The sequence below is a fragment of the Kutzneria sp. CA-103260 genome, assembly GCF_018263855.1.
GTDB lineage: Bacteria > Actinomycetota > Actinomycetes > Mycobacteriales > Pseudonocardiaceae > Kutzneria.
In genome coordinates this window covers 11104964-11118571 of record NZ_CP073318.1, presented here as the reverse complement: position 1 = coordinate 11118571, position 13608 = coordinate 11104964, and the positions used below count along the sequence as shown (strand labels likewise).

Genomic DNA, 13608 nt, shown 5'->3' with positions numbered 1-13608 from the left:
CTGTCAGGCCGGCATCGGACGGTAGACGCGGACCATCGCCAGGCCGCCGTAGTCCGGGGTGAGCAGGCCGTGGTTGTAGAGCTGGCCGCCGGTGCCGGCGACGCCGATGGTGGAGTTGACCACCACCACGTCGCCCGCGTGCACGCCGCCGGGGATGTCGCCGAGGTTTCGGGCCACACCCGAGTACACGCCGATCACGCCGACCTGGGCCTGGTGGTCGGGGCTGGCGTCGAGCCAGTTGGCGAAACCCGTGCTGTCGTGGGCGAACTGGCCGGCCGACGAGTCGTGGCCCAGACCCGCGTGGCCCAGGTAGTCCAGCACGTTGGCCACCGAGTGCGGATCGCCCGCGCCGCCGACGCTGTCGTTGAACGCCTGCGCCGCCACCAGACCGGCCGCCGGGCTCGACCACAGGCTGGCCGTGTTGGCCGTGCCGGCCGACGGGCTGCCGCCGAATCCCTGCGCCACCGCCCGGTCCGCCTCGTCGTAGGCGTCCGCGCTCTTCTTGATCAGATCGTTGACCGCCTGCAGGCCCTTGAGCAGCGACTGCATCGCGGCCACCTGCTGCGCCTGCATCGCCACGTTGCCCGAGGCCACCGCGTCGCCGATCATGGCGAACGAGGTCGGCGCCAACACCAGCTTCTCCAGGTCGAGCACGGCGTTGACGGTCTGCATGATGATGCCGCCGATGTTGCCGACCGCGGACCGCATGGCCTCCGGGCGCACCTCGTACTGACCGGTGTCCATCCCACTCCCTCCCTGGTCGGCGACCTTGTCAGACGGAGAGTAGAGCGGATGCGGCGGCGATCCAGACGGCAGAATTACCCACTGTGCCGCCGGCACGAGTCCCCGTGCAGGGAAGGACGCCTTACCCTCGTTCAACGCGGGTAAGGCGTCCTTCCCTGCATGAAGTGGGGCAGGGTGACGGCAAAAGTACCCACAAACCGATCACCCTTCTCTGGGCAGAATGCCGTGGTGAGTGCGGTACAGACCAGGCTGGAGCCACCGACCGGCGAGATCGTGTTGCAGTCCCCGCCGATGCTGCCCAAGGGCTCCAACCAGGGCGCGGTGCAGCTGCTGTTCTTCCTGCCGATGATGCTCGGCATGGGAGCCATGTCGTTCGTCTACATCGGACGCAGCGGCGGCGTGATGACCTACGTCTTCGGCGCGCTGTTCGCGGTGTCCATGGCCGGCATGGTGATCATGTCGCTGGCCCGCGGCGGGGCGGCCAAGAAGGCGCAGATCAACGAGGAGCGGCGGGACTACCAGCGCTACCTGACCGGCCTGCGCGGCCAGGTGCGGGAAGTGGCGGAGCGGCAGCGGATCGCCCTGACCGCGGCCCAGCCGGAGCCGGTCGACCTGTGGGCGTTCGTGGAGCGCGGCCGGCTGTGGGAGCGGCGGCGGATGGACCCGGCGTTCGGCAAGGTCCGCGTCGGGGCCGGCCCACAGCGCCTGGCCACGCCGCTGCGTGCGCCGCAGACCGTGCCGCTGGAGGACCTGGATCCGGTCTCCTCCACGGCATTGCGACACTTCATCCGTGCCTACGCCACGGTGCAGGACCTACCGGTGGCGATCTCGCTGCGCTCGTTCGCGCGGATCACCGTGACCGGCGACCGGCGGCAGGTGCTGGACCTGGTCCGCGCCGTGCTGGCCCAGCTGGCGGCCTTCCACTCCCCGACCGATCTGCGTATCGCGTTCTGCGTGCCGGCGGACCGGATCCGGGACTGGGAGTGGGCGAAGTGGTTGCCGCACAACCAGGGCACGACCGGCGATCCGACCGGCCCGACCCGGCTGGTGGCCGACCGGGTGGGCGCGCTGGCCGACCTGCTCGGGGCCGACCTGGGCGAGCGGCCGGCCTTCAGCAAGACGACTTCCCCGGAGTACCAGCACATCGTGGTCGTGCTGGACGGCGGCCGCACCGCCGACGACAGCCGGCTGACCGCGGCCGGCGGCCGCCAGGCCGTCACGGTGATCGACGTCAGCGGCGGCATCCCGGACGAGACCCCGGACCACGACCTGTTCCTGCACGTGGCCGGCGAGCGGCTGGGCATGGTCGTCGGCGAGGACAGCGACCGGCGGATCGCCCTGTTGGGCCGCCCGGACCGGTTCGACCACGCCTCGGCCGAGGCCCTGGCCCGCCAGCTCGCCCCGCTCTACCAGGGCTCGCCGGTGGTCGCGGAATCGCCGATGGCGGCCAACTTCGGGCTGCCGGGCCTGCTCGGCATCGGCGATCCCCGTGACCTCGACACGGATGTCACGTGGCGCCGCCGCACCGCCCGGGAGCGGCTGCGGCTGCCGATCGGCGTCGACCCCGACGGTCGGCCGGTCGACCTGGACCTCAAGGAGTCGGCCGAGGGCGGCATGGGTCCGCACGGCCTGGTGATCGGCGCGACCGGCTCCGGCAAGTCGGAGCTGCTGCGCACGCTGGTCATCGGCCTGGCCGCCACGCACTCCTCGGAGCAGCTGAACCTGGCCCTGATCGACTTCAAGGGCGGCGCGACCTTCGCCGGCATGACCGGCCTGCCGCACACCTGCGCGGTGATCACCAACCTGGCCGAGGACCTGTCGATGGTCGACCGCATGGGCGACGCGATCAAGGGCGAGCTGGTCCGCCGGCAGGAGTTGCTGAAGGCGGCCGGCAACTACGCGTCCGTGCGTGACTACGAGCGGGCCCGGATGGACGGCGCGACCCTGGATCCGCTGCCGTCGCTGCTGGTGATCATCGACGAGTTCTCCGAGCTGCTGAGCAGCCAGCCCGAGTTCATCGACCTGTTCGTCATGATCGGCCGGCTCGGCCGCAGCCTCGGCATCCACCTTCTCCTTGCCTCGCAGCGGCTTGAGGAAGGTCGGCTGCGCGGCCTCGACTCGCACCTGTCCTACCGGGTCGGCCTGCGCACGTTCTCCGCCTCGGAGAGCCGGTCGGTGCTCGGCGTCGCCGACGCACATCAGCTGCCGCCGGTGCCGGGTTCGGGTTACCTGCGCGTGGACACCGAGACGCTGATCCGGTTCAAGGCCGCGTTCGTGTCCGGCGACCTGCCGCCTCGCGGCGTCGTCGAGGCCGGCCCGGCCCAGGTCCGGGCGGTGCTGCCGTTCACCCTTGCCCCGACGCCGATTCCTGAAGTGATCACCGCGCCGCAGACGCCGGAGCAGCCCAGCACCGGTGAGACGATCATGGGCACGATCGTGGAGCGGTTGCAGGGCAAGGGACCTGACGCGCATCAGATCTGGCTGCCGCCGCTGGGCGAGCCGCCCACGCTGGACCAGCTGATGCCGCCGCTGGGCGTGGACCCGGAGCGTGGGCTGTGCCCGGTCGGCTGGGGCGGCAACGGCCGGCTGATCGTGCCGATCGCCATCGTGGACAAGCCGTTCGAGCAGCGACGGGATCTGCTGTGGGCCGACCTGTCCGGGGCCGCCGGCAACGCCATCGTCGTCGGCGCGCCGCAGAGCGGCAAGAGCACGTTGCTGCGCACGCTGATCGGCGTGCTGGCCTTGACCCACACGCCAGCCGAGGCCCAGTTCTTCGTGCTGGACATGGGTGGTGGCGCACTGCGGCCGATCTCCGGCCTGCCGCACACCTCCGGCTACGCCACCCGCCGCGAGCCCGAGCGCTGCCGCCGGGTCGTCGCCGAGGTCACGACGCTGCTGGCCGAGCGGGAACTCTTCTTCGCCGCCAACGGAATCGACTCGATCACCACGTTCCGGCAACGGCGGGCCGAGTTCACCGAGAGCGCCGACGGCCGCGAGTTCGGCGACGTGTTCCTGGTCGTGGACGGCTGGGCGACACTGCGCGAGGAGCAGGAAGCGTTGGAGCAGGCCGTGATCGGGCTGGCCGCCCGGGGCCTGGGCTTCGGCATCCACGTGGTCGTCTCGGCCAACTGGTGGATGGGCGTGCGGCCGCAGCTGCGCGACGCCGCCGGCACCCGGTTCGAGCTGCGGCTGGGCGACCCCGCCGACTCGTCGATCGACCGCCGGGCCGCGCAGAACGTGCCGGCCGGCGCTCCCGGTCGCGGTCTCACCAAGGACAAGCTGCACTTCCTCACCGCACTGCCCCGCGTGGACGGCGATCAGCGTCCTGGCTCCCTGGCCGCCGGCACCACCTCCTTCGTCGAGGCCGTCACCAAGGCCTGGACCCGTCCGCCCGCCCCGCCGGTCCGCCTGCTGCCGCGCGAGGTCCCGCTGGCCGAGGTCTCCGGCAGCGAAGGCAAGATCGTGCCCCTCGGGCTGGCCGAGGCCGACCTCAAGCCCGTGCACCTGGACTTCGCCGCCGAGCCGCACTTCCTGGCCTTCGGCGACGTCGAGTCGGGCAAGACCAACCTGCTGCGGGTGATCGCCAACGGCATCACCGCCCGGTACACCGCCAACGAGGCCGCCATCATCGTCGTGGATTACCGGCGGGGCCTGCTCGACGCCGTCACCGGTCCGCACCTGCTGGGCTACGCCGGCGCCGAGAACGCCGTCACCGGCCTGGTGGCCGAGGCCGCCGCCGCCATGCAGACCCGCCTTCCCGGGCCCGAGGTGACCGTCGAGCAGCTACGGGAACGCACCTGGTGGACCGGCCCGGAGCTGTTCGTCATCGTCGACGACTACGAGCTCGTGGCCAATCCCGGCCGCAATCCCCTGTCCCCGCTGATGGACTACCTGCCCCAGGCTCGGGACGTCGGCCTTCACCTGATCATCGCAAGGGCCAGCGGCGGCGCCTCCCGCGCGTTGTTCGAACCCCTCGTGCAACGCGTCCGTGAACTCGGCTCACCCGGCCTGGTCCTGTCCGGCTCGCCGGAGGAAGGGATCTTGTTGGGCGACGCCAAACCCACCTCCCAGCCGCCCGGCCGTGGCCAGTTGGTCCGCCGGCGTTCCCGGACTTCCCTTGTGCAGGTGGCGATGTCGGAGTAGCGCCGGCGGTCGAGGCCCGACCTGTGGGTAATAGTGCCGTCACCCGACCTGGTAGTTGTGCCGTTTGCTCTAAGCCTCAAGGTTTCTAGCGTTGTCGGTGACGGATGAGCAGTCGAGCGAGAGGAGGTGGCCCGTGAGCAGCCCCGGCTTCAAGGCCGACGCAGCGGCGATGACGCGAGCGGTCCAGGGTTTCGAGGAGTGCGCGGCGAACGCCAAGAAGACCATGTCGGACCTGGAGAACGACCTGGTCTCGGCGCTGAGCCACTACCAGGGCAGCCAGGCCACCGCGTTCTGGCAGCTGCACACCCAGCTCCAGGACAAGATGCGGACGGCGAGCTCCGAGCTGGACACCATGTCGAACCTGGTGAACCAGAGCTTCCACAACTACGGCAGCGGTGACAGCACGGTCGCCCAGAGCCTGACCAGCCTGTCCAACAACGTCGACGCCGGTGGCGCGGTCTTCGGCCGCCTGACCGGCGGATCGCTGGCCTGACCCGAGGGAGCACACGATGACCGCCGACCAGATCAGCGTCGACTTCGCGGCGCTCCAGGTCAGCTCGCAGACCCTGGCCGCCAAGGCGAAGGCGTTGCAGGAGTACCTGGACCAGCTGCACACCTCGCTCCAGCCGATCAAGGCCACCTGGTACGCCTCGGGGAGCGCGGCGGGCCAGGCGGCGGAGCAGGCCGAGACGCGGCTGCGCAACGCCACCAACGACATCGCCACCATTGTCGGCCAGTTCGGCGGCAAGGTGATGGAGGCGCACGACCTCCAGCTGGCGCTGGAGAACAAGAACACGCAGTACTTCGCGTGACCCCCGGCGGCGGCGGTCCGGCGTGTGCGCCGGACCGCCGCCGTCGCCACGACTATCTGGGGAGCTGACCAGGGATGTGGGACCAGTCGTTCTCCGTCCACCTGGAGTCGTTGACGGACTTCGCCCGCGAGCTGCAGACCCAGCTGGACGGCATGGGCGGCCCGATGGACCAGCTCACGCAGCTGGCCGGGGCGCCGGTGCTGCTGGGTGAGTTCGGCGAGGCGCTCGGGCTGGCGACGCGCACCAAGGCGGCGGTGGCCGAGATGCACGGCCTGCTCGACCAGGTGCGCCAGGCGATCGAGTTCGCCGAGAACGTGACCAAGACCGTGGCCACCGGCTACGAGCAGCTTGACACCGACCTCGCCAGCGGCATGCAGGTGGCGACCGGTTACGCGGATGCCCAGGGTGACTCGGCCCAGGGGGGCTCGACATGGACATGACCCCACACACGAACTTCGCGCAGTACAGCCACGAGCAGCTCTACACGATGCTGTTCGCCAGCGACCCGGACACGGTCACCGAGGCGGCCGACACCTGGGACACGACCGGCAAGGGCCTGCACGACAAGGCCAACGACCTCCAGTCGCAGCTGTCGGGCTTCCAGAACAAGTGGCAGGGCGGCGCGGCCCAGCAGTACCAGTCGATGATCAGCGACCTGGCCGACGGCATCCGCAAGGTCGCCGACACCGCGTTCGCGATGCGCGACCTGACCCACGACGCCGGCGAGGCGCTGGTCACCGCGCGGGCCAAGATGCCCAAGCCGGTGAACGTGCCGCAGGTGTCGCCGTCGGTGATGAGCCTTGCCACCACGCAGATCCAGGTGCAGGCCGACACGCCGCCGCAGGTGGTGGCCCAGATGCAGCAACAGCAGGCGGCCGCCGTCGCGCAGGTGCGCGACCAGCAGCAGGCCGCGGCGGCCTCGAACGCCGCGCACGCCGAGGCCGTGATGGTGATGCAGGCGCTGGCCGGCGACTACACGACGGCGCAGGACTCGATTCCGCCGTCCCCCAACGCCGAGCAGGTGCCCAGCGGCAGCACGCCGACGACCACCCAGTCCGACACCGGATCCGCGGCGGTGCCGATCGCGTCGACCGGGGCCTCGTCGTGGGTGAACGTGGCCACCGGCACCACAACCACGCTGCCCGTGGGCGGCGGCACGCCGGTTTCCGGCCAGCAGCAGACCAGTTCTCCGTTGTTCGGCGGCATGTTCACCGCCGGCCTGGCCGCCGCGTCGGCGGCGGCGTTCGGAAGGTTCGGCTCGATCATGCCGAAGGTGCCCGGCTTCGCGAAGCCCAAGACGGACGAGAAGTCGACGACCCCGGCCGGCGCCAAGCTCGGTGACACGGCCGGTTCGGGATCGTTCAGCGGCAAGCTTCCCGGCGGGATCGGCGGCGGTGGCGGCGGAATCGGCGGCGGGGCAACGGGATCCGTGCCGACGGCCGACGCCAGCATGGTGTCCGGCGGTTCCGGGCCGACCGCCGACATCGCCGGCGGCGCGCTCGGCGCGGCCGTCGCGGACACCGCCGCCAGCAAGGCGATGGCCCCGATGATGCCCATGATGCCGATGAACGGGGCCGGCGCCGGGGACATGGGCGGCGGCCGGCGGATCCCGCCGTGGCTGGTGGAGACCGAGGACGTGTGGGGCGAATCGTCGGCCGTCGCGCCGTCGGTGATCGGCGAGGACCTCTGACATGCCCACGATCAGCGCTCGCGAGATCGCCCAGCACGCCTACGACGCCGGCTTCCGCGGCGAGTCGCTGAACACCGCCGTCGCCGTCGCGCTGGCCGAGTCCCACGGCGACACCGGCATCCACGGCGACGTGAACCTCCAGACCGGGACCTGGGGCCCGTCGGTCGGGCTGTGGCAGATCCGGTCGCTCAACCCCGGTCACGGCACCGCCGCCGAGCAGGCGCTGCGCAACGCCCAGGCCAACGCCGACCCGGCGGTGAACGCCCGGCACGCGTACGCCATTTCCCATCAGGGCACCAATTTCCGGCCCTGGTCGACGTACACCAACGGGGCGTACCGGAGTTATCTGAACCAGGCGAGGACCGCCAGCGGCCAGGTCACCAGCGGCCCGGCGACCGGTGGCGCCACCCCCACCTCGTTCCGGGCCGCGCCGCGCGCCCTGGACCAGGTGGCCGCCGAGTTGGCCGCCCAGGCCCAGCGGCTGCGGTCCGTGCAGGGCGAGGTCGGATCCCCCGAACCGGCCTCGACCGCCTTCGGCGGCCTGCCGCAGTCGCAGCAGGCCGCCGAGGCGCACGCCAAGCTGGTGGAATCGCTGGCCACCCGGATCACCGCCCAGCTCAACCGGACCTCCACCCTGGCCACCGGCGTGCAGTCGAGTTCGGCGAACTACCAGCAGGGCGACACCCAGACCGCCACCTCCTACCAGTCCCTGCTCGCCTGACCCCCGCGAGTCACGCTCTCCGTCACACCGAATGTCGGTTTCCGGCACACCCGAATGCCACATGCGCTTCCCAGTTGCGGCCAGATGCCGAACGGGAAGCGCATGTGGCGTAACGGCGTGGGGTGCGGCTTGCTTGGACAGCGAGCGGTGGTGAATCTTCCCCCATGACCTCAGAGCAGCGTGCCGTGTCCAAGAGCCAGTGGGTGCTGGAGGCCAAGGGAGCCGGCGGCGAAGCCGTTCCCCCGTCCGTACTGGCCGAGTGGCAGCGCTACCAGAAGTCGTCCCGGGCCGCGCGACGTCTGCATTCCCTCATCGAGGCGGCGAGCCTGGTCGTCACCGCCACCATTCCCGCGCTCGCGGTGTTCGCGCCCGACGCGCGGCTCGTCGCCGCTGTCGGCTCACTCGCGGTGCTGGTCAACGGGTTGCGGGCGTTGGGTGGTTTCAAGGAGAACTGGACCAGCCGGACGCGGGCGCGCTACGCCATCGAGCGGGAGATCGCCCTGTTCGCGGTGCACCACGGCCGATACGGCGAGCCCGGCGCGGCGGTCGCCCTGGTCGAGGCGGTCGAGCAGATCTGCGCCACGGAGCGCGAAGGCTGGGCCGCCCTCCGCCTGGCCTACGGCGGGGTGCCGCAGAAGCCGAAGGGCAGCTGACCGCCCGGCTCACGCGACGTTCGGCTGCCAGCACGGGAGAACGCGAGGCCCCGCCGATGCTTCGCCCGGTTGCCGGATTTCGCCCGCCGCCACCCAACGCGCCCCACCACCCGAGCCGGATGCGGCGGGCGAAATCCGGCAAGGGCGAGGCATCGGCCCCCGAAGGGGCCGAGCCCCGCGCGGAACGCGCGGCATGTCACAGCCTGACCTTCCAGCCCCTTGCCCGGCCACGCCGGATGGTCACGGTGATCAACCCGGCCAACGCCGCCAAGCCGACTCCACCCAACGCCAAGCCGCCGACCAGGGTGTTCAACGGCGGCCGGGCCGGCGCGGCGGCCGGCACCAGATTCGGCACGGACGCGGCGGCGGGCGAGGCATCCGGCCCGGGCGTGGACAGCGGCAGCTGCGAGGTGACGGCCGCGTAGGCATCGACGATTCCCCAACCCAGCCGGGAATCCCGGCCACCACCGGCAGCCCGGGACGCGGTGAGCGTCAGCCGGTTCACGATCTGCGCGGGCGTCGCGGTCGGCTGATACGACCGCAGCAACGCCGCAGTCGCGGCGACATAGGCGGCGGCCGCGGCTGGATCCTTGATGGGCCAGGAATGTCCGTACCCGCCGGCCGAGGTGCTGACGAGGTCGGCCCCGGGCGCGGCGATGTCGATGTAGTCGCCGGATTCCGTCTGCACGGCCGCGCCGTTCTGGTCGGCAGCGCCAACACTGAGCACTCCCGGCAATGCGGTGGGGTAGCTGACCACGCCGGCCTGGGCGCCGACCGCCGGTGACACGATCACCGAGCCGGCGGCCAGAGCCGCGCTCACGGCGTCATCCAGCGCCGGACTGTCCACAGTGGTCGGAACATCGACGAGAATCGTGCCGGCCCCGGCATGCACGGCCTGCGTGATCGCAGTGGCCAGGCGCCCGGGATCGCCGGGATTGGTGTCGCCCGCGCCAGCGGTGTAGCGCAGCGGCAGCAGCTTCACACCAGGGGCCATGCCGACGAACGTCGTCTGGTCGTTCGGCTGCGCGCCGATGATGCCGGCGGCGAACGTGCCGCGGCCGTCGCAGTCGGCCACACCGCCGGGGCGCGGCACCAAGTCGTTGGACGCCAACACCTGGCCCGCCCCGAACTGCGGGTTGCCGCCGTCGACGCCTGCGCCGACGATGGCCACCGTCTGCCCGGTTCCCTTGGTGAGCAACCAGATCCGCGACGGATCGACCAGTTTTTGAGCCCACGACGGCGCATCCTGGTAGACCTGTTTCGACGTGGCGCAGCCGGCGGCCTGTGCGCTCGGCACGTCCACGATCATCGCCAGCACGACCGCCACCAGCGCCGCGGCGGCCGCCCTCACCGGGGCACCCACAGCGTCACCCTGGTTCCCCGCCCCGGCTGCGAGTCGACGTGCGAGCGGCCGCCGACCTCGGCCAACCGGGCCGTGATCGACTCGCTGATGCCGAAGCCGGCCGGCCGGTCCGTGTCGCTGAAGCCGCTGCCGTGGTCACGGGCGATCACCGCGATGCCGCCGTCCCGCTCCTCGATCCGCAGCACGGCCTTGTTGGTGCCGGAGTGCTTCATCGTGTTGCGCAACGCTTCCCGCGCCGCGTCGCGGACGGCCCGCCGCCGCGCCTCGGGCATCGTGCTGTCGTCCACCTCGGCGAACACCAGCTGGGCGCGCAGCCCTTCACGGGCCATTTCCGTGGCCAGCAAGGCAAGATCCTCGCCGATGGTCGTCGGGTGCGGCAGGTCCGGCTCGCCGGCCAGCCCCCGCCGGAGCTCCATCGCCTGGGCCCGGGCGATCCCCCGCAGCTCCGCGAGCCGTTCGGCGGCCTGCTCGGAGTCGCCGGGACCGGGCAGAGCCATGGCCTCCAACGCCTGCAGCACGGTGTCGTGCAACTCGCGCCGAACCTTGGCCGCCTCGGCCTCCCGCCCACGCCGGATCCCCAGTCCCAGCGCCAGTCTCGTGCCGAGGCCGACCAGCAGCAGCGCACCGGTCGACGTCACCATTGTCACGACCAACAGCAAGGTGTTGGCGGCCAACGTGATCACGTTCACCGACACGATCGCCTGCAGCGGCACGCTCAGCACCGTGAGCGCCAGCCCGAACGGGATCCCCCAGGCGACCGTCCACAGTGCCACCGAGCCGACCAGATGCGTCCACGTCAGCGCCGACGCGCCCGGATCCACATATCCCACAAGGAGATTGGCCCCGATCGCCACACACGCGTCCGTGATCAGCAGACCCCGCAGGGACTCGCTCAGCACGCCCGGCACCCGCAGCGCCCACACGATCAGCGCCGCGTTCAGCACGAACAGCAGCAGCCCCACCGCGAGCCCCACGCCCACGTGGCCGGCGCCCAGCACCGGCAGCAGCATCACCGGCAGCGCCACGAACCGGTACACCATCGGCACCAGCACCACGTACCGGCAGGCGCGCACCATCAGCGAGTCCGGCTCCGACTGGCTCTCGGCCGAGCACATCGCCGAGATCCGCTGCCAGCCCGGCACCGGCGTCGGATCCACCACCAGGTCCGGCACGTCCTTCGGGGTAGCCGCGATCACCGGCGCACCCCGGCGCAGCAGCTGCCCCAGGAAACTCGGCGCCCCCGCCGGGTATCCGGCCAACGACATCAGGACCCCTCCGACGCGTCTCGGCTTCCCCCGCACCGTACCCGGACGAGGGAACGCCTTCGAGAGGCTCAAGGGAAGCCGGCCGGGTGTGGGAAGGCAACCCCCTTGAGCCGATCAGCGCAGGGATCCGCGAAGACGTCCACACCGGACTCACCGGGCGCGTCCCGACCCTTTGGCGACGTCTGCCCAAGGGCCCGATCGCACGGCGCACCGGTCCGGCCACCCGCTGTCACCGTTCCGGAAGGACACCTCTGACGCGGGCAGCAGCCCGGTCCGTGAACGGGCTCACTGTTCCCCCGCACCCAAGTTAGTTGTACGCTGATAACAATTACAGACGTAGAACTATCTTGAGGGGGCGCGGGTGCCGGAGCTCAGCCGCGGCCGACGGCGACTCATCCTGGCGATCTGCTGCATGAGCCTGTTCATCGTCGGCCTGGACAACACGATCGTGAACCTGGCCCTGCCGTCGATCCAGCGTGACCTGCACGCCTCGGTGGCCAGCCTGCAGTGGACCATCGACGCCTACGTGCTGGTGCTGGCCAGCCTGCTGATGCTGGCCGGCTCGACCGGCGACCGGATCGGCCGCCGCCGCACCTTCCAGACCGGCCTGACGCTGTTCGGCCTGGGCTCGCTGCTGTGCAGCGTGGCCCCCAACGCCGGCGCGCTGATCGCCTTCCGCATGGTGCAGGCGGTCGGCGGCTCGATGCTCAACCCGGTGGCGATGTCGATCATCACCAACACCTTCACCGACAACCGCGAGCGGGCCAGGGCGATCGGCGTGTGGGGCGGCGTGGTCGGCCTGAGCATGGCGCTGGGCCCGCTGGTCGGCGGCACGCTGGTGGAGACCGCCGGCTGGCAGTCGATCTTCTGGATCAACGTCCCGGTGTGCGTCGCGGCGATCATCCTGGCCGCGAAGTTCGTGCCCGAGTCCCGCTCGCCGCGCCCACGCCGGCTGGACCCGGTCGGGCAGCTGCTGGTCATCGTGCTGTTCGCCGGCCTGACCTACGGCATCATCGAGGGCCCGGGCCACGGCTGGGGCTCCCTGGAGATCATCGGCTGCTTCACGCTGGCCGCGCTGGCCGCCGTCGGCCTGGCCGTGTACGAGCCGCGCCGCCGGGAACCGCTGCTGGACCTGCGGTTCTTCCGCAGCGTCCCGTTCTCGGGCACCACCCTGATCGCGATCAGCGGCTTCGCCGCCCTGTCGGGCTACCTGTTCCTCAACGCCCTCTACCTCCAGCAGGTCCGCGGCATGACGCCGCTGGAGGCGGGCCTGCTGTCGCTGCCGTCGGCCGCGATCACGGCGGTCCTGGCCCCGATCTCCGGCCGGATCGTGGCCTCCCGCGGCGCCCGGCTGCCACTGGTCGTCGCCGGTTGCGGCCTCATCGTCAGCGGCCTGATCCTCACGCAGCTGCAGGCGGACTGGCCGATCGCGCTGCTGCTGCTCCCCTACGTCGCGTTCGGCATCGGCTTCGGCACGCTGAACGCGCCGATCACCAACACCGCGGTCTCCGGCATGCCCCGCGCGCAGGGCGGTGTGGCCGCGGCGGTGGCCTCGACCAGCCGGCAGCTCGGCGCGGCGCTGGGCGTGGCGATCATCGGCTCGGTGGTCACCTCGCACGTGACCGGTTCGTTCGCCACCGGCTTCACCCCGGCCAGCCACCTCGGCTGGTGGATCATGACTGGTTGCGGCGTGCTGGTGCTGGCCATGGGTATCCTGACGACGAGCCGATGGGCCCGGCGCACCGCCGACGCCGCGGCTGCGACCTTCGAGAGCGACGAGCCCAGGATTCCGGTGACCACCTCATGACCACGCAGACCGCGGCCCGGGCCTGGCAGGCGATGCGCAAGCTGGTGCTGGAGAAGCACGACCGCCGGGCCGAGGTCTGCCAAGCGCTGGACATGAGCTTCATCAAGGTCAAGGCCCTGCGGCGGCTGGCCCAGGGTCCGCTGACCATGCGCGAGCTGACCGACACGCTGGCCATCGACAAGCCGTACACCACGCTGGTGGTGGACTTCCTGGAGGACCGGGGCCTGGTCGAGCGCAGCCGGCACCCGGACGACCGCCGCTGCAAGATCGTCACGGTCACGGCGGCCGGCGCGGCCGAGGCGGCCAAGGCCGACGAGATCATCGACGCGCCGCCGGCCCCGCTGCTGGCGCTGTCCGAGCGGGACGTGGCCGAGCTGGAACGGATCCTGGCCGAGCTGGCGGGCGACTGA

12 protein-coding genes are annotated in these 13608 nt (G+C 71.4%); 9 read left to right on the top strand and 3 right to left on the bottom strand.

Annotated elements, in window-relative coordinates:
• Positions 1-3: 3 nt before the first annotated feature.
• Entirely contained in the window at positions 4-744 is a 741-nt protein-coding gene (locus tag JJ691_RS49975) for a WXG100 family type VII secretion target (RefSeq protein ID WP_211766368.1), read from the bottom strand.
• A 228-nt stretch (positions 745-972) separates the two neighbouring features.
• Between JJ691_RS49975 and eccCa the strand changes: the two genes are divergently transcribed.
• The 7 genes from eccCa (at position 973) to JJ691_RS49940 (ending at position 8763) form a co-directional block, all read left to right on the top strand.
• Entirely contained in the window at positions 973-4887 is a 3915-nt protein-coding gene (gene eccCa / locus JJ691_RS49970) for a type VII secretion protein EccCa (RefSeq protein WP_249227552.1), read from the top strand.
• A 133-nt stretch (positions 4888-5020) separates the two neighbouring features.
• Positions 5021-5380 carry a WXG100 family type VII secretion target gene (locus JJ691_RS49965; RefSeq protein ID WP_249227551.1) on the top strand — a complete coding sequence of 120 codons (360 nt, stop codon included), beginning with the start codon at positions 5021-5023 and terminating at the stop codon, positions 5378-5380.
• Between the two features lie 16 nt (positions 5381-5396).
• Positions 5397-5699: a hypothetical protein gene (locus JJ691_RS49960; RefSeq protein WP_211766366.1), complete on the top strand. Its 303-nt coding sequence runs from the start codon at positions 5397-5399 to the stop codon at positions 5697-5699.
• 74 nt (positions 5700-5773) lie between these two features.
• The gene (locus JJ691_RS49955; RefSeq protein WP_211766365.1) at positions 5774-6139 is read left to right on the top strand and encodes a hypothetical protein; all 366 of its coding nucleotides are present in this window, start codon (positions 5774-5776) and stop codon (positions 6137-6139) included.
• Positions 6130-7389 carry a WXG100 family type VII secretion target gene (locus JJ691_RS49950; protein WP_211766364.1) on the top strand — a complete coding sequence of 420 codons (1260 nt, stop codon included), beginning with the start codon at positions 6130-6132 and terminating at the stop codon, positions 7387-7389. Before JJ691_RS49955 ends, JJ691_RS49950 begins: the two co-directional genes overlap by 10 nt.
• A 1-nt stretch (position 7390) precedes the next feature.
• Positions 7391-8110 carry a hypothetical protein gene (locus JJ691_RS49945; protein ID WP_211766363.1) on the top strand — a complete coding sequence of 240 codons (720 nt, stop codon included), beginning with the start codon at positions 7391-7393 and terminating at the stop codon, positions 8108-8110.
• 164 nt (positions 8111-8274) lie between these two features.
• Positions 8275-8763, top strand: coding sequence for a DUF4231 domain-containing protein (locus tag JJ691_RS49940; protein WP_211766362.1), 489 nt, complete (start codon positions 8275-8277; stop codon positions 8761-8763).
• Between the two features lie 196 nt (positions 8764-8959).
• On the opposite strand, the gene JJ691_RS49935 is transcribed toward JJ691_RS49940, so the two are convergent.
• Both JJ691_RS49935 and JJ691_RS49930 read right to left on the bottom strand, forming a co-directional pair.
• Entirely contained in the window at positions 8960-10126 is a 1167-nt protein-coding gene (locus JJ691_RS49935) for a S8 family serine peptidase (RefSeq protein ID WP_249227550.1), read from the bottom strand.
• Positions 10111-11391, bottom strand: a complete 1281-nt coding sequence (locus tag JJ691_RS49930) for a sensor histidine kinase (protein WP_211766361.1) — start codon at positions 11389-11391, stop codon at positions 10111-10113. Before JJ691_RS49930 ends, JJ691_RS49935 begins: the two co-directional genes overlap by 16 nt.
• Positions 11392-11752: 361 nt before the next feature.
• On the opposite strand from JJ691_RS49930, the gene JJ691_RS49925 reads away from it, so the two are divergent.
• Together JJ691_RS49925 and JJ691_RS49920 are read left to right on the top strand one after the other, a co-directional pair.
• Positions 11753-13198 (top strand): MFS transporter, encoded by a 1446-nt coding sequence (locus JJ691_RS49925; RefSeq protein ID WP_249227549.1) that lies wholly within the window; start codon positions 11753-11755, stop codon positions 13196-13198.
• Positions 13195-13608: a MarR family winged helix-turn-helix transcriptional regulator gene (locus JJ691_RS49920; RefSeq protein ID WP_211766360.1), complete on the top strand. Its 414-nt coding sequence runs from the start codon at positions 13195-13197 to the stop codon at positions 13606-13608. The genes JJ691_RS49925 and JJ691_RS49920 overlap by 4 nt, the downstream gene beginning before the upstream one ends.

Bases quoted from the DNA above. Each gene is read 5' to 3' on its own strand.
- JJ691_RS49975 (WP_211766368.1), bottom strand. From the start codon at position 744: ATGGACACCGGTCAGTACGAGGTGCGCCCGGAGGCCATGCGGTCCGCG.
- JJ691_RS49960 (WP_211766366.1), top strand. From the start codon at position 5,397: ATGACCGCCGACCAGATCAGCGTCGACTTCGCGGCGCTCCAGGTCAGC.
- JJ691_RS49955 (WP_211766365.1), top strand. From the start codon at position 5,774: ATGTGGGACCAGTCGTTCTCCGTCCACCTGGAGTCGTTGACGGACTTC.
- JJ691_RS49950 (WP_211766364.1), top strand. From the start codon at position 6,130: ATGGACATGACCCCACACACGAACTTCGCGCAGTACAGCCACGAGCAG.
- JJ691_RS49945 (WP_211766363.1), top strand. From the start codon at position 7,391: ATGCCCACGATCAGCGCTCGCGAGATCGCCCAGCACGCCTACGACGCC.
- JJ691_RS49940 (WP_211766362.1), top strand. From the start codon at position 8,275: ATGACCTCAGAGCAGCGTGCCGTGTCCAAGAGCCAGTGGGTGCTGGAG.
- JJ691_RS49930 (WP_211766361.1), bottom strand. From the start codon at position 11,391: ATGTCGTTGGCCGGATACCCGGCGGGGGCGCCGAGTTTCCTGGGGCAG.
- JJ691_RS49920 (WP_211766360.1), top strand. From the start codon at position 13,195: ATGACCACGCAGACCGCGGCCCGGGCCTGGCAGGCGATGCGCAAGCTG.